The 17,396-nt window shown below is 66.0% G+C and carries 23 protein-coding genes; 18 read left to right on the forward strand and 5 right to left on the reverse strand.

Going from position 1 to position 17,396, the window contains the following annotated elements; all coding sequences use genetic code 11:
- Nucleotides 1-153 precede the first annotated feature (153 nt).
- Nucleotides 154-564 (forward strand): DUF930 domain-containing protein, encoded by a 411-nt coding sequence (locus K8M09_RS04395; RefSeq protein WP_160785584.1) that lies wholly within the window; start codon nt 154-156, stop codon nt 562-564.
- Nucleotides 565-617: 53 nt separating this feature from the next.
- Here K8M09_RS04395 and K8M09_RS04400 read toward each other — a convergent pair whose 3' ends face one another.
- The gene (locus tag K8M09_RS04400; protein WP_160785696.1) at nt 618-1,478 is read right to left on the reverse strand and encodes a VOC family protein; all 861 of its coding nucleotides are present in this window, start codon (nt 1,476-1,478) and stop codon (nt 618-620) included.
- Nucleotides 1,479-1,779: 301 nt separating this feature from the next.
- Between K8M09_RS04400 and K8M09_RS04405 the strand changes: the two genes are divergently transcribed.
- Both K8M09_RS04405 and trhA read left to right on the forward strand, forming a co-directional pair.
- Entirely contained in the window at nt 1,780-2,103 is a 324-nt protein-coding gene (locus K8M09_RS04405; protein WP_380734588.1) for a TraR/DksA family transcriptional regulator, read from the forward strand.
- A gap of 106 nt (nt 2,104-2,209) precedes the next feature.
- Nucleotides 2,210-2,866, forward strand: a complete 657-nt coding sequence (gene trhA / locus K8M09_RS04410) for a PAQR family membrane homeostasis protein TrhA (RefSeq protein WP_160785586.1) — start codon at nt 2,210-2,212, stop codon at nt 2,864-2,866.
- A 6-nt stretch (nt 2,867-2,872) separates the two neighbouring features.
- Here trhA and K8M09_RS04415 read toward each other — a convergent pair whose 3' ends face one another.
- Nucleotides 2,873-3,373: a hypothetical protein gene (locus tag K8M09_RS04415; protein WP_160785587.1), complete on the reverse strand. Its 501-nt coding sequence runs from the start codon at nt 3,371-3,373 to the stop codon at nt 2,873-2,875.
- Between the two features lie 116 nt (nt 3,374-3,489).
- Here K8M09_RS04415 and K8M09_RS04420 point away from each other — a divergent pair, with 116 nt between their 5' ends.
- Entirely contained in the window at nt 3,490-3,993 is a 504-nt protein-coding gene (locus tag K8M09_RS04420; protein WP_160785588.1) for a GNAT family N-acetyltransferase, read from the forward strand.
- Here K8M09_RS04420 and msrB read toward each other — a convergent pair whose 3' ends face one another.
- The gene (gene msrB / locus K8M09_RS04425; protein ID WP_160785589.1) at nt 3,994-4,401 is read right to left on the reverse strand and encodes a peptide-methionine (R)-S-oxide reductase MsrB; all 408 of its coding nucleotides are present in this window, start codon (nt 4,399-4,401) and stop codon (nt 3,994-3,996) included.
- Nucleotides 4,402-4,540: 139 nt separating this feature from the next.
- Between msrB and K8M09_RS04430 the strand changes: the two genes are divergently transcribed.
- The 12 genes from K8M09_RS04430 to K8M09_RS04485 all read left to right on the forward strand — a co-directional run bounded on the left by K8M09_RS04430 (nt 4,541) and on the right by K8M09_RS04485 (nt 13,566).
- Nucleotides 4,541-4,774, forward strand: coding sequence for an AbrB/MazE/SpoVT family DNA-binding domain-containing protein (locus tag K8M09_RS04430; protein WP_160785590.1), 234 nt, complete (start codon nt 4,541-4,543; stop codon nt 4,772-4,774).
- A 2-nt stretch (nt 4,775-4,776) separates the two neighbouring features.
- Nucleotides 4,777-5,199, forward strand: a complete 423-nt coding sequence (locus K8M09_RS04435) for a type II toxin-antitoxin system VapC family toxin (RefSeq protein WP_160785591.1) — start codon at nt 4,777-4,779, stop codon at nt 5,197-5,199.
- A gap of 165 nt (nt 5,200-5,364) precedes the next feature.
- Entirely contained in the window at nt 5,365-7,707 is a 2,343-nt protein-coding gene (locus K8M09_RS04440; RefSeq protein WP_160785592.1) for a putative monovalent cation/H+ antiporter subunit A, read from the forward strand.
- Complete coding sequence (locus tag K8M09_RS04445) at nt 7,704-8,123, forward strand: Na(+)/H(+) antiporter subunit B (RefSeq protein ID WP_160785593.1); 420 nt, start codon at nt 7,704-7,706, stop codon at nt 8,121-8,123. Before K8M09_RS04440 ends, K8M09_RS04445 begins: the two co-directional genes overlap by 4 nt.
- Complete coding sequence (locus K8M09_RS04450) at nt 8,123-8,500, forward strand: Na+/H+ antiporter subunit C (protein ID WP_160785594.1); 378 nt, start codon at nt 8,123-8,125, stop codon at nt 8,498-8,500. The genes K8M09_RS04445 and K8M09_RS04450 overlap by 1 nt, the downstream gene beginning before the upstream one ends.
- A gap of 17 nt (nt 8,501-8,517) precedes the next feature.
- On the forward strand, nt 8,518-10,059 hold the full coding sequence (locus tag K8M09_RS04455) for a Na+/H+ antiporter subunit D (RefSeq protein ID WP_160785595.1): 1,542 nt from the start codon (nt 8,518-8,520) through the stop codon (nt 10,057-10,059).
- A gap of 2 nt (nt 10,060-10,061) precedes the next feature.
- Nucleotides 10,062-10,535 carry a Na+/H+ antiporter subunit E gene (locus tag K8M09_RS04460; protein WP_160785596.1) on the forward strand — a complete coding sequence of 158 codons (474 nt, stop codon included), beginning with the start codon at nt 10,062-10,064 and terminating at the stop codon, nt 10,533-10,535.
- Complete coding sequence (locus K8M09_RS04465; protein WP_160785597.1) at nt 10,535-10,888, forward strand: cation:proton antiporter; 354 nt, start codon at nt 10,535-10,537, stop codon at nt 10,886-10,888. Before K8M09_RS04460 ends, K8M09_RS04465 begins: the two co-directional genes overlap by 1 nt.
- The gene (gene mnhG, locus K8M09_RS04470) at nt 10,885-11,241 is read left to right on the forward strand and encodes a monovalent cation/H(+) antiporter subunit G (RefSeq protein WP_160785598.1); all 357 of its coding nucleotides are present in this window, start codon (nt 10,885-10,887) and stop codon (nt 11,239-11,241) included. The genes K8M09_RS04465 and mnhG overlap by 4 nt, the downstream gene beginning before the upstream one ends.
- Before the next feature lie 425 nt (nt 11,242-11,666).
- Nucleotides 11,667-12,101, forward strand: coding sequence for a MucR family transcriptional regulator (locus tag K8M09_RS04475; RefSeq protein ID WP_160785599.1), 435 nt, complete (start codon nt 11,667-11,669; stop codon nt 12,099-12,101).
- Nucleotides 12,102-12,308: 207 nt separating this feature from the next.
- Entirely contained in the window at nt 12,309-12,776 is a 468-nt protein-coding gene (locus tag K8M09_RS04480) for a helix-turn-helix domain-containing protein (protein WP_380734595.1), read from the forward strand.
- Nucleotides 12,769-13,566 carry a DUF6456 domain-containing protein gene (locus K8M09_RS04485; protein ID WP_160785600.1) on the forward strand — a complete coding sequence of 266 codons (798 nt, stop codon included), beginning with the start codon at nt 12,769-12,771 and terminating at the stop codon, nt 13,564-13,566. The genes K8M09_RS04480 and K8M09_RS04485 overlap by 8 nt, the downstream gene beginning before the upstream one ends.
- A gap of 29 nt (nt 13,567-13,595) precedes the next feature.
- Here the strand turns inward: K8M09_RS04485 and K8M09_RS04490 are convergent, their stop codons facing one another.
- Nucleotides 13,596-14,015: a SufE family protein gene (locus K8M09_RS04490; protein ID WP_160785601.1), complete on the reverse strand. Its 420-nt coding sequence runs from the start codon at nt 14,013-14,015 to the stop codon at nt 13,596-13,598.
- Between the two features lie 188 nt (nt 14,016-14,203).
- Entirely contained in the window at nt 14,204-14,641 is a 438-nt protein-coding gene (locus K8M09_RS04495; protein WP_160785602.1) for a DUF5330 domain-containing protein, read from the reverse strand.
- A 504-nt stretch (nt 14,642-15,145) separates the two neighbouring features.
- On the opposite strand from K8M09_RS04495, the gene K8M09_RS04500 reads away from it, so the two are divergent.
- Together K8M09_RS04500 and K8M09_RS04505 are read left to right on the forward strand one after the other, a co-directional pair.
- Complete coding sequence (locus tag K8M09_RS04500; RefSeq protein WP_160785603.1) at nt 15,146-16,675, forward strand: sensor histidine kinase; 1,530 nt, start codon at nt 15,146-15,148, stop codon at nt 16,673-16,675.
- On the forward strand, nt 16,647-17,366 hold the full coding sequence (locus K8M09_RS04505) for a peptidoglycan-binding domain-containing protein (RefSeq protein ID WP_160785604.1): 720 nt from the start codon (nt 16,647-16,649) through the stop codon (nt 17,364-17,366). The genes K8M09_RS04500 and K8M09_RS04505 overlap by 29 nt, the downstream gene beginning before the upstream one ends.
- Nucleotides 17,367-17,396 lie beyond the last annotated feature (30 nt).

Here is a 17,396-nt window from a genome sequence, read left to right on the forward strand (position 1 = left end):
CAGATTTCGCGCCGGAAACGCGCCTGGCGTCGGGAAGTTCCCGAAAGGGGCATGAAACCTTGGGTCGCTTGCGACCTGTCGTCAAATCGACATAGTGCGCGTTAACCCGGTATTAACAGATCGGAATCGATGGCAGAAAGAGGAGGCAGAACGATGGATCGGCAAGGGACCGCGCGCCGTATCGCGCTGTTCGCGCTGGCACTCGCGCCGCTTTGCGCATCGCCCGCTTTGGCGCTCGACGCGCGCATCCGCGGGCAACTGGAAAAGCTGACGCCGGAAGAACGGCTGGAGCAGCGTTGCGACATGGAGGCCATGGATCGCATCGGCGGCGGCAAGGGCGGCTTTCGCCCGGACAAGGTGATCGCCTACGCCTTCGGCGACCCCAAGCTGGACGGCACGACCTTCAAGACGAAGGGCGCCGTCTTCCGCAGCAGGGGCGAGTGGTATCGCCTGTCCTATAAATGCGAGGCGAGCGACGACCGGCTGGAGGTCAACGCCTTCAAGTACAGGATCGGCGAGCAGGTGCCGCACGAGGACTGGGCGGCGCATTATCTCTACGATTGAGGCCGCCGGCCGGTGGGAAGAGGGGCCGCTATCGGGCGGCCCCTCCGTCTGGCTCATGCGGCAAGCTTCAGCCCGATGCCCCACGGATCGACCAGTGAGACCGTGTCGCCCGAACGCGTGGTGGCGATCGACAGCGCGTCGAGCTTCTGCACGGCCGCATCCAGCTTGGCCTTGTCGTTGAAGCGGATCGTATAGTCCGCAAGGCCGCTCATGCCGCCCTGCCGCTTCGGCTGGCCGCGCGAGTTCCAGACATTGGCCGCGACATGGTGATGGTACTTGCCGGTGGCGAAGAAGCTCGCGCCCGGATAGCGCGCCATGATGTCGAGGCCGAGCACGCCCTGGAAGAAGGCGTCCGCCTCGGGGATATCGGAGACCTGCAGGTGGATATGGCCGATGACGGTGCCGTTTTCCTGCCCGTTCCAATCGTCCTTCGGCGCTTCTTCGTAAAGCGCCTGCAGGTCGAGCCGGTGCGTCGCCATCTTCACCGTGCCGTCGGGCACATAGGTCCATTCGGCGCGGTCGCGATCCCGGTAGATCTCGATGCCGTTGCCTTCCGGGTCGTCGAGATAGATCGCCTCGCTGACGAGGTGATCCGACGCGCCCGTGAGAGGGATGTTGTTGTGCGCGGCATGGGCGAGCCACCGGCCGAGTTCCCTGCGGTTCGGCACGAGGAAGGCGGTGTGGAAGAGGCCGGGCGCGTTGCGCGGCGCGCGCGCCGCGTTGCCGCCGGTCGTCAGCGTCAAAAGCGGCCGGCCGGAAACGCCGAGCGTCTCGCCGGAGGCCGATTTTTCCAGCACCGAAAGGCCCATAGCCTGCTGGTAGAAGGCCGACAGCATCGGCAGGTCGATCACCGTCAGGTGCGAGTGATCGACGAAGGCCGGCATGTCGATGGCATGGGTGGCGGCGTTGGTCATGGGGGCGGTCTCCGCGCGGGTGGGGCCGGCCTTGCCGGCGGCGATGCCAGCGGCGGCCGCGCCGAGGAATGTCCGTCTGTCGAGGTCCGTCATGGTATGATCCCTGTTCCGGTTCCCTCCGGGGAACCGTTCTGTTGCCGGGAATATGACGGAACCGGATCGTTCACGAAAGATTATGTTTCGGCGATTGACTGTCAATGCGGCATTGACGATGCGATATCGGGAACTTGATTCCGATCAATGCCGTTACTGGCCGGGAATGCGAATTTCGCTGCATGTCGAAACGAAGGAGACCCGTATCGTGACGGACGTGGCGCATTACAAGGACATTCTTCTCACCCGCAAGCGCGAGCTTTACGGCCGGCTTCACAAGATCGAGAAGGATCTCGACACGCTGAAGAGCGGCGACAGCGGCGAGCGCGCCGTGGAGCGCGAGAACGATGAGGTGCTGGAGGAGTTCGGCGTGACGGGCCTCAAGGAGCTGGAAGCCATCGACGCGGCGCTCGACCGCATCGCCGCCGGCACCTTCGGCGCCTGCGCCAAGTGCGGCGAGCCGATCTCGCCCGCCCGCCTTGCCGCCGTGCCGCACGCGGCCCTTTGCGAAGAGTGCATTGCGCGGCAGTAAGTGTCTCACGCGGCAAAGATTCGTGATGGCCGCGCATCGCGCAACCCCTTGCCTGTACAGCGAAAACGCGCGACGATGATGCTGCAATCATCGCGGGTGGACGAGCGTGGAAATCAAGGGCGTCAAGTGGAACTACGACCGGAATGAGGTCATCGCCGACGGCATCGTGCATGGTGTCGGCGTTGTCTTCGCGCTGATCGGCGTCACCGCGCTTATCTTCTACGCCACGGTCTTTTCGACGAGCGGGCAACTGGCGGCGACCTGGGTCTACGGCACGGGCCTCGTTCTCGCGCTGGCGATTTCCTTCGCCTACAATATCTGGCCCGTCTCCATGGTGAAGTGGCACCTGCGCCGCTTCGACCATTCTGCGATCTTCGTGCTGATCGCCGCCACCTACACGCCCTTCCTGCAGCGCGGCATCGAGGACCCGTTCCTTGCCGGCATGCTGGTCTTCATCTGGGCGATGGCGGCGGGCGGCATCGCGCTGAAATTCCTGCTGCCCGGCCGCTACGACAGGCTGGTGATCCTCATCTATCTCGCCATGGGCTGGGTCGGCGTCTTTGCCACCGGACCGCTGCTGGCGCATCTTTCGGTCACCACGCTCACGCTGATCGTGGTCGGCGGCGTGCTCTATTCGGTCGGCGTCATCTTCCATGTCTGGGAGGCGCTGCGCTTCCAGAACGCCATCTGGCACGGCTTCGTGGTGGCGGCGGCGGCCGTGCATTATTCGGCCGTCGTCTCGAGCGTGGTTTCGGGACTCTAGGATAAATTATTGCGCGGCCGGCGCGGCGTCCTGCGCGCGCGTGCAGCCGCTGGCCGGCCGCAGCGACTTCACCAGCTTTCCGACGAGCGGCGACATCTCCTTCTTCATCGATCGCGGATATTCCAGCACGAAGGAGGCGGCGGCATCGTCGCAGAGCGCGATGATCCGGTGATAGAGGATGGAGCCGGCCAGCGTGCCGGAAAGGCTCGCCCAGCCTGCCTCCTGCCGGTCGTAGCCGATATCCCAGCCCTCCCGCAGATAGGCCATGCGCCGGGTGGCCACTTCGTCCTCGAAGAGACCGCCGGCAAGCCGGTTCCCCCAGACGAGAAGCCGCGCCTTGCCCTTCGCATAGGTCCGCCCGTCGCCGCTGTCGGCTTCCTGCATCAGCGTGAAGCCCGGCGGGATCTCCACCGCAAAGCCCAGTCGGGCGTTGACATAGGTCTCGGAGGACTGGGCGAAAGCGGGAGCGGGCAGGAGCAGCAGGAGGATCAGCAGAAAGCGGCGCACGGGAAAATCTCTTCTATATGTCTTGCGGATAACGGGCGGGGCGGGGCGTTTCATCGCGCGGGCTGGACAGCTTTCCCGCTCCTCCTGTATGCCATGGGGCAAAACCGGGGGGAACCATGGACATCACGATACGCGACGCCACGGAGGCCGATCTGCCCGGCATCATGGACATCTACAACGATGCCGTCGCCCATACGACCGCGATCTGGAACGAGGCGGTGGTCGATCTCGAAAACCGCAAGGCCTGGTTCGCCGCCCGGCGCGAGCGCGGCTTTCCCGTTCTCGTGGCGACGCGCGGCAGGCAGGTGATCGGTTACGCCTCCTACGGCGACTGGCGCGCCTTCGACGGCTACCGCCACACGGTCGAGCATTCCGTCTATGTCCACAAGGATGCGCGCGGCGCCGGCGCGGGCAAGCGCCTCTTGAAGGCGCTGGTCGACCGGGCGGGCTTCAACGGCGTCCATGTCATGATCGCCGGCATCGAGGCGGAGAACACCGCCTCGATCAAGCTGCATGAAACGCTCGGTTTCCGCGTCGTCGGCCGGTTCAGCGAGGTCGGCATCAAGTTCGGCCGCTGGCTGGACCTGACCTGCATGGAACTGAAGGTTCCGAAGAGGTGATCAGTCCTCGTCGAAGCTGAGCGCCACGCCGTTCATGCAATAGCGCAGGCCCGTCGGCTGCGGCCCGTCGGGGAAGACGTGGCCGAGATGGGCGTCGCAATCCGCGCAGCGGATTTCCGTGCGCGTCATGCCATAGGAATGGTCGGAATGGTCCGTCACCGCGCCCGGCTCGATCGGCTGGTAGAAGCTCGGCCAGCCGGTGCCGGAATTGTATTTCGCCTCCGACCGGTAGAGCGGCCGCTCGCAGCAGATGCAGCGATAGGTGCCCTTCTTGGACAGGTCGAAATCGGGGCTGGAAAAGGCGCGCTCCGTGCCGTGCTCGCGCGTGATGCGGAACTGTTCCGGCGTCAGAACTTGCCGCCACTCTTCCTTCGTCTTGTTGACCTTCAGCGTCATCGTCTCACCCATCGCGTTCTTCCGTTGCGCTATAGATAGGACGCGGATTGCGGCAAGACAATCGGCGGGCGCTCCTCAATGCGCGGCTGGCGGTTCTGCGCGATCCGTGCTAGGTAATACCTGTCTTCAACGAGGTATTACCGAGGGTTCCATGGGCGCGACCGTGACAAGCAAGGGGCAGGTGACGATCCCCAAGGCCGTGCGCGATTTTCTCGGCATCGGCCCCGGCAGCGAGGTGGAGTTCCGCCGCGTGGAGAATGGCAGCGTCGTCGTGGTGCCGCTTGAAAAGGCACGGCCGCAAAGCCGTTTCGCGCGCCTGCGCGGACATGCCGGTGCCGGCCTGTCGACGGATGAGATCATGGCGCTGACCCGCGGCGACGACTGAGCATGTTCCTGGTCGACACGAATGTGCTGCTCGACCTCGTGACAGGCGACCCCGTCTGGGCCGACTGGTCGGTCGCCGCGCTCGAAGGGGCGGCGCTTCTCGGCCCTCTTGCCATCAACGATGTCGTCTATGCCGAGCTTTCGGTGCGCTATCGGGATATCGCGGACCTCGACGCCATGGTCGCCGCCGCCGAGCTTGCGCACCTGCCTATGCCGAAGGAGGCGCTCTTTCTGGCCGGCAAGGCGTTCCAGGCCTATCGCAGGGCAGGGGGCGGCCGCACCGGCGTCCTGCCGGATTTCTTCATCGGCGCGCATGCCGCCGTTGCAGGATGGACGCTGATTACACGCGATGCCGGCCGCTATCGCGCCTATTTCCCGGGGCTGGCGCTGCGCACGCCGGAGCGGAGCGACAATCCGGGTGGGTGAAGCGGAGCGACAATCAAGGTGGGTGAAGCGGAGCGACGATCAAGGTGGGTGAAAACGCCGCGCCCCTGCTGTTCAAGGGTGGCGGTTTCGCGCAAACCGACATAGAAACAGCGCTCTGACATTTCGAAGCCAACGACGGGCGAAGCCCGCAGACGGGGAGAGGGGATGACACCGGACACGATGGGCCTGACCTTTCTCGCCTTCTGTCTGCCGTTTCTCGGCGCGCTCGTCGCGCCCGTCCTCACGCGGCTCCTCGGCCATCGCGCGGCCTGGCCGCTGGCGCTTGTGCCCTTCGCCGTCTTTCTCCATTTCCTCGGCTTCAATGCGCAGGTCGCGCGGGGTGAGATCGTCACCGGCGGCTATGCCTGGGTGCCGTCCTACAATGTCAGCTTCTCCTGGCTGATCGACGGCCTCTCACTCGCCTTCCTGCTCCTGATTTCGGGGATCGGCACGCTGATCGTGCTCTATGCCGGCGGCTACCTGAAGGGGCATGCGCATCAGGGGCGGTTCTTCTCCTTCATCCTGATGTTCATGGGCGCGATGCTCGGCCTCGTCGCCTCCGACAGTTTCCTGATGCTCTTCGTCTTCTGGGAACTGACCTCGATCACCTCCTTCCTGCTGATCGGTTTCGATCATGCGCGCGGAGCCTCGCGCCGGGCGGCGCTGCAGGCGCTGGTGGTGACGGGCGGGGGCGGGCTGTTCCTGCTCGCCGGGCTGCTGCTGCTGTGGAACGTCACCGACGTCACGCAGCTCTCGCTCCTGATGTCCCTGGGCGCGGAGGTGCGGGCGAGCCCCTTCTACCTGCCGCTGCTCTTCCTCATCCTCGGCGGGGCTTTTACCAAGTCGGCGCAGTTCCCATTCCATTTCTGGCTGCCGAACGCCATGGAAGCGCCGACGCCGGTGTCCGCCTATCTCCATTCGGCGACCATGGTGAAGGCCGGCGTCTATCTGCTGATGCGGCTCAACCCGGTGATGGGTGGCACGCCCGCCTGGGAAACGATCCTGCCGGCCTTCGGCGGCCTGACGCTGCTGGTCGGCGCGGTGCTCGCCATCCGCCAGACCGATCTCAAGCTGATGCTCGCCTATACGACGGTCGCCTCGCTCGGCCTTCTGGTGATGCTGACCGGCTTCGGCTCCGAGCACGCGGTCGCGGCGGCGGCGCTCTATCTCGTCGCCCATTCGCTCTTCAAGGGCGCGCTCTTCATGGTCGCCGGCCTCATCGACCACGAGGCGGGAACGCGCGATATCACCAAGCTCGGCGGCCTTCGCCGCGCCATGCCCGTCACCTTCCTCGCCGCCCTGCTCGCCGCGCTTTCCATGGCCGGCCTGCCGCCCTTCTTCGGTTTCCTCGCCAAGGAGGAAATCTATGCGGCGCTTGCCGGCGGCAGCCCGCGCGCCATCGCCTTCACGCTCGCCGCCATCATCGGCAACGGCCTGATGTTCGCCGTCGCCTTCGCCGTGGCGCTGAAACCCTTCCTCGGCGCGCCCGTCGAGACGCCGAAGCACGCGCATGAGGGGCCGGTGCTGCTCTGGATCGGGCCGGTGCTGCTGGCGATCAAGGGGCTGGTCATCGGCCTGTTCTCGGCGACCGCCCATGTGTTGCTGACCTCGCCGCTCGCCTCGGCCATTGCCGGCAAGCCCGAGACCGTCACCATCTCCGCCGTGCCCCATGCCGGCATCGCCCTCGTCCTCTCGGTCGTCACCGTCGCCTTCGGCGTCCTCGCCTTCCTCTTCCTCGACAGGCTCCGCGCGGCGGCGGGCCGGCTGGTCGAGGATATCGGCTGGGGGCCGGACAGGGGCTTCGACCAGGCCATGCGCGGGCTGGTGCGCGGCGCTTCCGCCATCGGCCGCCTGACGCAGCCGGGCCATATGGAATTCTACATGACGGCGACCTTCGCGGTGATCGCGCTGGCGCTGCTCGCGCCGCCCGCTGTCTATGGCGAGTGGCCGCGCCTGCCGGTCTGGCCGGCCGGCATGCCCTTCCATGAAACGGCGGTGATGGTGCTCGCCGTCGTCGGCATCGGTGCGGTGCTGGCGGCGAACACGCGCCTGACGGCCATCGTCGCGCTCGGCATCCAGGGGTTCTGCGTGGCGCTGCTCTTCCTGCTCTTCGGCGCGCCGGACCTTGCCTTCACCCAGTTCATGATCGAGACGCTCTCGGTCGTCATCCTCGCGCTCGTCATGACGCGCCTGAAGCTGACGCCGAGCGACCATCGTCCCTTGCGGGAAAAGATCCCCGATGTCGCCATCGCCGTCGCCTGCGGCCTCGGCTTCTCGCTCTACCTGCTGAAGGTCACGCAGGGCCGCTTCGACACGGCGCTCACGGATTTCTTCAACCTTTATTCCAAGACCATCGCCCACGGCGCCAATGTGGTGAATGTCATCATCGTCGATTTCCGCGGCACCGACACGCTGGGCGAGATCGCCGTCGTCATGGTGACGGGGCTGGCGATCCTGTCGATCGTCCGCATCCGCAAGGGCGGCAAGGCGGGGGGCATCCGCCCATGAACACGCTCATCTTCCGCACCGTCGCCCCCTTCCTCACCGCGCTCATGGTGCTCTTTTCCCTCTTCGTCCTGCTGCGTGGCCATAACGAGCCGGGCGGGGGCTTCATCGGCGGGCTGATCGCCGTGTCGGCGCTGGCGATCTTCGGCATCGCCAACGGCGTTGCGGCGGTGCGCAAGGCGCTGTGGTTCCATCCGATGGCGATTTCCGCCTTCGGCCTCGCCATGGCCGCCATTGCGGGCCTTCTGTCGGTCTTTTCCGCCGTGCCCTTCATGACGGGGCTGTGGGTCTATCCGTCCGTGCTGGGCGTGGAGATCCCGCTGTCCAGCGTCATGCTGTTCGATACCGGCGTCTATCTCGTCGTGGTGGGGTCGATCACCTCCATCGCGCTGGCGCTGGAAACGGAGGACGATATCTGATGGAAGTGCCCTTCGTCCTCCTCATCGGCCTGTTCTTCGCCGCCGCCGTCTATCTGATGCTGTCGAAATTCCTGGTGCGCGTGCTGCTCGGCGTCGTGCTGCTCGGCAATGCGGTGAACCTGCTGCTCTTCGCCAATGGCCGCATCCTGCGCGAAGTGCCGCCGATCATTCCGGCCGGCCATGACGTGCCGGTGGCGCTCACCGCCAATCCGCTGCCGCAGGCGCTGATCCTGACGGCCATCGTCATCTCCTTCTCCTTCTTCGCCTTCCTCCTCGTCCTCGTCTACCGGGCCTATCAGGACCTCGGCACCGACAATGGCAACGAGATGCGTCTGGCCGAGCCGGAGAACGATCCCCTCCCGCCGACCGGCTACTGACAGGAACCGCCCCGCCAATGGCCGCAACGCCCATCGATCTTTCCGCAGCTCTCGTCATGACGCCGGTGCCCGCCGCCGACTGGCTGGTCGTGCTGCCGCCCGTCTGGTGCCTGCTGTCGGGCGCGGTGCTGCTGATGCTGCGCAAGTCGCTGCGCCTGCAAGGTCTGCTCGCCGTGCCGGCGCTCGCCGTGCTGGTGCTGCTGGATGCGCTGCTGCTGATGCATGTCTCGGCCAACGGGCCGGTGACGATGGTCATGGGCCGCTGGCTGCCGCCCTTCGGCATCGCGTTTACGGCGGACCTGACGGGCGTGCTCTTTGCGCTGGCCGGTGCGGTCGTGGCGCTGGCGGGGGCGGTGCATGCGCTGAGCGATATCGACGGCAGCGGACGACGCTACGGCTTCTACCCGTTTCTGCTCCTGCTGATGGCCGGCGTCTCGGGCGCTTTCCTGACCGGCGACATCTTCAACCTCTATGTCTGGTTCGAGGTGCTGCTGATCTCGTCCTTCGGCCTGATCACGCTGGGCTCCGAGCCGCGCCAGATCGACGGCGCGATCAAATACGCCTTCCTCAACCTTATCGCCACGACGCTCTTCCTCATCACGACCGGCTATCTCTACGGCATCTTCGGCACGCTCAACATGGCCGATATCGCAACCAGGGCCGCAAGCGGGCGTGAAGACCTGCCGCTGATGACGCTCGCCACGCTCTACCTGCTCGCCTTCGGCATGAAGGCGGCGGCCTTCCCGGTGAATTTCTGGCTGCCCGCCTCCTACCACACGCCGCGGGTGGTGGTCTCGGCGCTGTTCGCCGGCCTGCTCACCAAGGTTGGCATCTATGCGCTGCTGCGCACGCTCGTCATGCTCTTTCCCGTCGAGCGGGAGGAGCTGAGCTTCGTCATCGCGCTGGCGGGCGTGGCCACCATGCTCCTCGGCGCGCTCGGCGCGCTCGGCCAGAGCGATATCCGCCGGCTGCTCGGCTATGTCGTTATTTCCGGCATCGGCGTCATGCTGGCGGGGCTTGCGCTCGGCAGTCCCGGCGGCATCAGCGGGGCGATCTTCTACGCGCTGCACTCCATGGTCGTCATGACGGCGCTCTACATGGCGGTCGGCCTTGCCGGGCGGCTCGCCGGCTCCTTCGACCTCAACCGGCTGGGCGGCCTCTACACTCGCTCTGCGCTCTTTTCGACCCTCTCGCTGGTGCTGTTCTTCGCCGTTTCCGGCCTGCCGCCGTTCTCCGGCTTCTGGCCCAAGGTCATGGTGGCCAAGGCGGCCATAGATATCGGCGCATGGTGGCTGACGGCGGCGGTCTTCCTCACCGGCTTCCTGACCACCATCGCGGTCGGCCGCGTCTTCCTGCTGGCCTATTGGCGTCCGGCGGTCGAGCCGCTGCCGACCGCCGCCATTGCGCCAAGCGCGCTGCTGCCGCTTGCCGCGCTGACGGCGCTCACCGTCCTCTTCGGCCTCTTCCCCGAGACGCTGCTTGCGACCGTCCAGCAGGCGGCGCAGGGGCTTTCCGATCCGCGGGCCTATATCGGCTCCGTCTTCCCGGGAGGGAACTGACCATGCGGCCCGCCGTCGTCGTCACGCTCTTCGCCCTCGTGTGGCTCGCCGTCTCCGGCAGCTTCACCATTCCCAACCTGCTGCTCGGTCTTGTCGCCGGGGCGCTGTCGCTCGCGCTGATCCGCGGTCATATCCAGCCCGACGGCCGGCGCGTGCGGCCGCTGAAGCTGCTGTCGCTCATCGTGCTCTTCATCAAGGAACTGGCGTTGTCCGCCTGGAAGGTCGCCGTGCTGGTCGCCAGCCCGAAAATGCCGCTGAAGCCCGGCATCTTCGCCTTCCCGCTGACGGTCGACCGCGATTTCGAGATCACGCTGCTCGCCAACCTCATTACGCTGACCCCGGGCACGCTTTCCGTCGACGTCTCGCCGGACCGCAAGGTGCTCTACGTACACGCCCTCGATTGCTCCGATCCCGTCGGCGCCCGGCGCGATATCGCGGGTGGCTTCGAGAAGAAGATACTGGAGGCCTTCCGCTGATGGACGCCGAAACGATCATCTCCGCCGCCGCCGCCATCGCGCTCTTCCTGATGTGCGCGGCCTTCTTCCTCACGGCCTTCCGCGTCATCCGGGGGCCGACGCTGCCGGACCGCATCGTGGCGCTCGACATGCTGGTCGCCATCGCCATCGGCTTCATCGCCGTGATCGCCATCAAGACGGGCTTCAACCTCTATATCGACATCGCCATCGCGCTCGGCCTCGTCGGCTTCCTCGCCACCGTCGCCTTCGCGCGCTTCGTCATGCGCCAGGGCATGGAGCCGGGCGAGGAGGAGCCTGCGCCAGCCGCCGCGCGGCAGGGACGGCCGAGCGGCAAGCGGAGGGTGCGCCGATGATGGACCTCGTTCTGGCCCTTCTGGTGGGCGTCATGCTGGTCGGCGGCGGCGTCTTCACCTTCCTGGCGGCGCTCGGCCTCGTGCGCCTGCCGGATGTCTATACCCGCATGCACGCGGCCTCCAAGGCGGGCACGGTCGGCTCGGGCCTCATGCTCTTTGCGGCGGGCGTCCACTCGCTGGATGTGGCGATTTTCACACGCGCGCTCGCCGGCTTCGTCTTCTTCGTGCTGACCGCGCCGGTCGCCGCCCATCTGGTTGCAAAGGCCGCGCACGGGGCCGGTTATCGCCTCACGCGGCTGAGCGTCATCGACGATATGCGCGAGGCGGAACGGCGCGACGCCAAGAAGCGTTGAGAAACTGTTGAATTAAGACCCCCTAAATTTTATAATATCCCTCGACTAGCCAGAGGGCGGATATTTTTCTCGAAGGTATCTCCATGCATTGTTCAAAATAATACTGGACAATGAATTGGGGAATGATATTCCAGATTAAGTAAAGCATCCGGGTTGATTTGTCCGGTGTGCGGTTTTCCTGTCTAGGTTGAATTCATGCCATTGCCGTCGCCAGGCGGTAAATATGTCGGCAAGAGATTCGGTCCGGCAGCCTCCGTTACGCTGAAAAATTATATTGACGACAAGAACCGGAACTTCCGAGATCGTGCTGCCGGCGAGCATCGTTTTGCCGCGGGCGCGCCGGGGGGCGAGGCTTTATCTGGAATTGAAGGACAGGGCCGATGGAAGGTGCCATCGGCTTTCGCGTTGCTCGACAGGAGAAAGAAATGTCTGAATCAACCCTCGGCGCCAGCTCGAATCTGCTCGTGGAACTCACGGCCGATATTGTCGCCGCCTATGTCGGCAACCATGTCGTGCCGGTTTCCGAGCTGCCGAGCCTGATCGCCGATGTGCATGCCGCGCTCAACAACACCACGCAGCCGGCCGCCGCCGTCGAGGCGCCCGTCGTCGCCGAGAAGCCGAAGCCGCCGGTGCCGGTCAAGAAGTCCGTGCAGCCCGACTACATCATCTGCCTGGAGGACGGCCAGAAGTTCAAGTCGCTGAAGCGCCACCTCATGACCCATTACGGCATGACCCCGGAAGAGTACCGCGAGAAGTGGGACCTGCCGGCCGATTACCCGATGGTCGCCCCCGCCTATGCCGAAGCGCGCTCGCGCCTCGCCAAGGAAATGGGCCTTGGCCAGCGCCGCAAGGGCAAGTAAGCCCGAACGTCCGGGACTGCGAAAAAGGCCGGAGCCGCACGCTCCGGCCTTTTTCTTGCGTTATGACAAGGAATAAATCCCTATTTCGGGGATGGTAATTATAAATTAGGTTGGAAATTCAAGGAAAGGTTGCGGCCCGTCGCTTCATTCATCCCCGGTCCTCCTCTAGGGTGTATGAATAAATTCCTATCAATGGAGTGACCAGTCATGCAGCAGCTCACCCTTTCCCCACGGCAGGCTTTCCCCGAGACGGCGGCCCCGGAAATCAAGAGCGCAATGTCGGGCGAGGGGCCGGGTGAGGGGCCGGGGCCTGTCCATCGGGCGATGGGCATGCCGCAGGCGCCCACGGTGCCTGCGCCCGTCGCCTGCCGCATCGTGCGCCAGCTCGCGCTGGAAATGACGGCGCTGGCGAGCGACCGGCCGCTCTGGCGGCGTGACGGCCGCCGCTCCACCTGCCATGTGCGCCAGATCGCCATGTATGTCTGCCATGTGGTGCTGCGGCTGTCGCTGTCGGATATCGGCGCGGCCTTCGGGCGTGACCGCACTACGGTCAGCCATGCCTGCAACGTGGTGGAGGATCGCCGCGACGACGCCTCCTTCGATGCCTTCGTCTCGGCTATCGAGCGGGCCGTCCTGTCCGTCTTCGGTCCGGCGGGGATCGGCAGCCATGAGTGAGGGGGCGGCGAAGAGGAAGGATGCGGACCTGGCGCGGCTGCTGCGCTTCCTGCTGACGGCCGGCGAGGCCATCATCGACGGTGACGGCGGCCTTGCCGCCGGCGACCGCCGGCAGGCCGTCTGCGGCGAGGCTTTGGACGAAGCGGTGCGGCTGGGGCTGGTGCGCTGCCGGGGCGGCAGGGTGATCGCGATGCCGGAGGCGCGCGCCCACCTCAAGCGCCGGCTCTGCGAGGCCGAGACGCCCTTTGCCGGCCAGCATCGGGATATCGCCGAGGTCGTCGTGGTGCGGGACGGCGCGCGGGAGCGGGCGCTTGCCAACCGGCTGGAATCGCCGCTCGCCGGCCTTGCCCGGCTGAAGGAGAAGACGGGCGAGGCCTTTCTGCCGGAAAGCGCGCTTGCGGCCGGCGAGCGGCTGCATGCCGATTTCACCCGCGGCGGCCTCCAGCCGCGCATGACCATGTCCTGGGAGCCGCGCATCGCCAGCCGCCAGAAGGGCGAGGCGGGCGCGACACGGGAATTGACCGATACGGCGCTTGCCGCGCGCCTGCGCGTCGCCCGCGCCATCGAGGCCATCGGGCCGGAACTGTCGGGCGTGGCGCTCGACGTCTGCTGCTTCATGAAGGGGCTGGAGACGGTGGAGCGCGAGCGGCAATGGCCGGTGCGCTCGGCAAAGCTGATGCTGCGCGCGGCGCTGATGGCGCTCGCCCGGCACTATGCACCGCCGGCGGTGGCGGCGCGGCGGACGCATGTCTGGGGGGCGGAGGGGTATCGGCCGGAGATGGGAGGGTGAGGGGGCTTCAGGCGAGAAGCAGGATGCCCCTACGCCGCAACCTTCCCCGCCGCCTCCTCGCGAATACGCCGCACCATCGAGCGCAGGCCGTTGGCGCGCTGGGAGGAGAGGTGCTCGACGAGGCCGATGGCGTTGAAGGTGTCGATGGCGTCGAGGGCGGCGACCTCGGAGGCGCGCTTGCCGGAATAGATGGCGAGCACGATGGCGACGAGGCCGCGCACGATATGGGCGTCCGAATCGCCCTCGAAGGTCATGACCGGATCGGCCCCGTCCCCGGCATGGCTGACGAGCCAGACCTGGCTGGCGCAGCCCTGCACCTTGTTTGCCGCCGTGCGCTTGTCTTCCGCAAGATCGGGCAGCGCCTTGCCGAGTTCGATGACATAGCGGTAGCGATCCTCCCATTCGTCGAGGAAGGCGAAGTCGTCGATGATCTGTTGCAGCGTGGCCATTGTCTGTCCGTCTCGGGGTTTGCCCATCATATAGGCGAGCCGGCCGGCTATTTGAACCGGAAACCGCCATGCACGAAAAGAAACGCCGTATGGAGCGGATCCATACGGCGGTTGCAATGCAACGAGTCAGGCAGGCAGTAAACTTGAAGGCAATACCGCAGGCGGGATTGCGGAACGGGCGGGACGGCTCAGCCCTTGTGGGCGGGGCGGCGGGTCGGGATGGCGACGGTGCCGGTGATGACCTCGGCGTCGGCATCCACATCGGCGACGGCCGGGAGCGGCTGGTTCAGTGCGTCCTTCTTCGCCGGCCCGGTCTTGGCAATGTCCTTGGCGACGTCCGTGCCTTCTTCGGCGAACTGGGTGTCGAGGAACTGGTAGGCGATGCGGGCGCCTTCACGGGCGCGGTGGCCGAGGGCGACGAAGGTTTCCGAACCCTTCTCGCACACATCAGGCTTTTCGAGGCAGATGGCGGTCACGTAGCCGATCGCTTCGCTGGCGGCGCTGAACGTATCGCCGAGCTGAACCGTCGGCCCCTTTTCCAGCGTCGCGGAGGATTCCGCGTTCAGGAAGGGGAGCAGGACGAGAACCAGTGAGAACCAGAACGTTCCCTTGATCAGAAACCACATTGCTTGCCATCCTCGTTATGGGGCCTCGGCTCTTTTCGGCCTTCGGCTTGTTTGGTCCTTGGCGAACCGTTGATGCGAGAATAGGGGCCGGAAGGAAATTCCCCTTTGCTGGAATCGCTCGGGTTTTGCCCAGTTTTGATTAAAATGCGATCTAATTTCCCGCTAACGGGCATTTGAGGCAGATTTTAGCGAACCCCGTTAAGGATGATGGCGCGCCGGCGGGCCGGCAGGCCCCGGAATGCCGGAAGGCGCGTTCCGGCGCTTTTGCCCAACAGGTTAATATGAACAGAAAAATGCCGCAAAATGAGGCGCTTACGCCCCGTTAACCACACCGCGCGAATGGCCGTTGGATTGCCCCGAAATGGGACTTTTGAGCCTTTTTCGGCCCCTTCCGGCCCCTGTCGTTTATTCTTTCCTTAAGTCGCCGATGCGATTTTGGCTCACACAAAAGAACACGAACGGCAGGGTTTTTCGTTGCGCCAATTGACCATCATCGCTGACAGAATGGCGGCCCGTCTGGGCGCCGTTGCTGGCGTTGCTGGCATGGGCGCGGCGCAGGAGCGCCCCTCCGCCCCGCTGCGCGCGACGACGCTGGCGTTGCTGGCAGCCGTGCCCGGCCTGCCGCTTGCCTTTTCCACCGTCATGCCCGCTTCCGCCGCCCTGCCGGCCGGTGTCGCGCTTGCCGGCGCGGGCGCGCTGCTCGCCGCCGCCGCGACCGCCGCGCGCCCGCACAAGCCGGCCCCGCAGAAGACCTTCGCCGAGGCGCTGGCCGACGCCGCGCCAAGCCCGGTGTCGCCCTACGATCTCTTCGCCGGTCTCGTCACGCTGCACGATGCGCGCGGTTTCGTGACCGCCGTACACGGCCGCGACCGCGCCGACATCCTTTCCTGGATGCGCGATCCGATGGGCCGCGGCTATCTCGACCAGATCCACGTTTCCGACCGGCTCGGCTTCGTCGCCGCCATCGACCGGCTGCGCCAGGGCGCGGTCCGCGAGACCGTCGATATCCGCATCGACCGACCGCGCCTTGAGAGCGACGCCGAGCAGTTCGTGCATATGCGCGTGGAGATAACGGCGATGGCCGATGCCGACGGGGCGCTTGCCGCCGTCGTCGCCCAGTCGCGCGACATGTCCGAAGAAGCGCGGCTGAAGGGCGAGAGCGCCCGCAAGACCGCCGAGGCGGAAACCGCCAACGACGCCAAGACCCGGTTCCTCGCCGCCGTCAGCCATGAGCTGCGCACGCCGCTGAACGCCATTCTCGGCTTCTCCGATATCCTCGCCGGCGAATATTTCGGCCGGCTGGAGAACGACCGCCAGCGCGAATATGTGGCGCTGATCCACCAGTCCGGCTCGCACCTCCTGTCCGTGGTCAACACCATGCTGGACGTGTCGAAGATCGAGGCGGGCCGCTACGAGCTTCTGCCGGAGCCGTTCATCGTCGCCGACAGCGTGCGGGCCTGCGAGCAGATGCTGGGCCTGCAGGCGCGCGACAAGGGCATCAAGCTGACGAGCCGCGTGCCGCGCGCCCTCGGCGAGGCGGTGGCCGACCAGCGGGCAATCCAGCAGGTGCTCATCAATCTCGTCGGCAACGCCATCAAGTTCACCGACCGCGGCGGCATCGTCACCATCGATGCGGCGCGCGAGGGCAGGGACCTGATCCTGACCGTCAGCGACACCGGCATCGGCATTCCGGCCGACAAGCTGGAACTGATCGGCCAGCCCTTCATGCAGGTGCAGAACGAGTATACCCGCAAATACGAGGGCACGGGTCTCGGCCTGTCGCTGGTCAAGGGTCTCGTCGCGCTGCATGGCGGCAGCTTCACGATTGCGAGCCGCCCGGGCGAGGGCACGGTCATCACCGTGCGCGTGCCGGCGGACGGCTCGGGCGTGGCGCGCGACGGCGATCTCAGGGCCATGGCTCCATCCACCGTCGATTTCCCGCCGCGCCTTGCAGCGGACATGAAGACCGTTTACCAGCCCTCGCTCGATGGCAAGGACACGCAAGATGAACGCGCACGTCAGAAGACAGCCTGAGCGGCGGCCCCAGGGCCAGGCCCGCAAGGGCCGGTCCGGCGCGCGCAGCCAGCCGCAGCGGCGGCCGAACGTCGTGATCGGCGGGCTGGTCGCGCTCGGCGGGCTTGCCGCGCGCCATCCGAGCGTCGTCGGCGGCACCTGCACCTTCCTCGTCGTCTTCTCCTTCGTTGCGGCCAATGCGCTCTGGTATCAGCCGGGCGGCCATCCCGCGCCCTTCCTGAAGATGCGATCGGCGGACAATTCCCTCGGCTTCTCCGCCACCAAGCCCGAGCCGCACGAGCAGACGACCTTCGTCATCGAGCGTCTCGAGGAGGGTGAGCCGATGCCGGAAATTACCGGCGTGACGCCGGGCGAGCGGCCCTTCGACGAGGTGGCCAGGGTTATCGAGAAACAGCCGGCGCAGACCGCGACGGCCGAAAGCGAGGCCGACCCGGTCGCCGCCGCGATCATGGCGGCCGAGGCCGATCCGGGCGTCACCTCCGCGGTCGCGCGGCCCGCGCCGAGCGAGATGGTGATGAAGATCCAGAAGGGTCTCAGCAACATCGCCTATACCGATATCGCGGTCGACGGGCTGATCGGCGAGAAGACGCGCACCGCCATCCGCCATTTCGAGAAGCACTACCGCCTGCCGGTGACCGGCGAGCCGAACGAGCAGGTGCTCGCCAAGCTCAAGGATATCGGCGCGCTGTAAGGCCGGTCCCGGCCATTGCCGCCCGCTTTC

The organism is Shinella zoogloeoides, assembly GCF_020883495.1.
GTDB lineage: Bacteria > Pseudomonadota > Alphaproteobacteria > Rhizobiales > Rhizobiaceae > Shinella > Shinella zoogloeoides.

What these genes read in the sequence shown, in the direction of transcription:
- K8M09_RS04460 (WP_160785596.1), top strand. Translation starts at nt 10,062, where the DNA reads ATGCGGCCCGCCGTCGTCGTCACGCTCTTCGCCCTCGTGTGGCTCGCC.
- K8M09_RS04495 (WP_160785602.1), bottom strand. Translation starts at nt 14,641, where the DNA reads ATGTGGTTTCTGATCAAGGGAACGTTCTGGTTCTCACTGGTTCTCGTC.
- K8M09_RS04505 (WP_160785604.1), top strand. Translation starts at nt 16,647, where the DNA reads ATGAACGCGCACGTCAGAAGACAGCCTGAGCGGCGGCCCCAGGGCCAG.
- K8M09_RS04480 (WP_380734595.1), top strand. Translation starts at nt 12,309, where the DNA reads ATGCAGCAGCTCACCCTTTCCCCACGGCAGGCTTTCCCCGAGACGGCG.
- K8M09_RS04485 (WP_160785600.1), top strand. Translation starts at nt 12,769, where the DNA reads ATGAGTGAGGGGGCGGCGAAGAGGAAGGATGCGGACCTGGCGCGGCTG.
- K8M09_RS04465 (WP_160785597.1), top strand. Translation starts at nt 10,535, where the DNA reads ATGGACGCCGAAACGATCATCTCCGCCGCCGCCGCCATCGCGCTCTTC.
- msrB (WP_160785589.1), bottom strand. Translation starts at nt 4,401, where the DNA reads ATGGGTGAGACGATGACGCTGAAGGTCAACAAGACGAAGGAAGAGTGG.
- K8M09_RS04455 (WP_160785595.1), top strand. Translation starts at nt 8,518, where the DNA reads ATGGCCGCAACGCCCATCGATCTTTCCGCAGCTCTCGTCATGACGCCG.
- K8M09_RS04400 (WP_160785696.1), bottom strand. Translation starts at nt 1,478, where the DNA reads ATGACCAACGCCGCCACCCATGCCATCGACATGCCGGCCTTCGTCGAT.
- K8M09_RS04430 (WP_160785590.1), top strand. Translation starts at nt 4,541, where the DNA reads ATGGGCGCGACCGTGACAAGCAAGGGGCAGGTGACGATCCCCAAGGCC.
- K8M09_RS04475 (WP_160785599.1), top strand. Translation starts at nt 11,667, where the DNA reads ATGTCTGAATCAACCCTCGGCGCCAGCTCGAATCTGCTCGTGGAACTC.
- K8M09_RS04500 (WP_160785603.1), top strand. Translation starts at nt 15,146, where the DNA reads ATGGCGGCCCGTCTGGGCGCCGTTGCTGGCGTTGCTGGCATGGGCGCG.
- K8M09_RS04490 (WP_160785601.1), bottom strand. Translation starts at nt 14,015, where the DNA reads ATGGCCACGCTGCAACAGATCATCGACGACTTCGCCTTCCTCGACGAA.
- K8M09_RS04435 (WP_160785591.1), top strand. Translation starts at nt 4,777, where the DNA reads ATGTTCCTGGTCGACACGAATGTGCTGCTCGACCTCGTGACAGGCGAC.
- K8M09_RS04440 (WP_160785592.1), top strand. Translation starts at nt 5,365, where the DNA reads ATGACACCGGACACGATGGGCCTGACCTTTCTCGCCTTCTGTCTGCCG.
- mnhG (WP_160785598.1), top strand. Translation starts at nt 10,885, where the DNA reads ATGATGGACCTCGTTCTGGCCCTTCTGGTGGGCGTCATGCTGGTCGGC.
- K8M09_RS04395 (WP_160785584.1), top strand. Translation starts at nt 154, where the DNA reads ATGGATCGGCAAGGGACCGCGCGCCGTATCGCGCTGTTCGCGCTGGCA.
- K8M09_RS04445 (WP_160785593.1), top strand. Translation starts at nt 7,704, where the DNA reads ATGAACACGCTCATCTTCCGCACCGTCGCCCCCTTCCTCACCGCGCTC.
- K8M09_RS04420 (WP_160785588.1), top strand. Translation starts at nt 3,490, where the DNA reads ATGGACATCACGATACGCGACGCCACGGAGGCCGATCTGCCCGGCATC.
- K8M09_RS04450 (WP_160785594.1), top strand. Translation starts at nt 8,123, where the DNA reads ATGGAAGTGCCCTTCGTCCTCCTCATCGGCCTGTTCTTCGCCGCCGCC.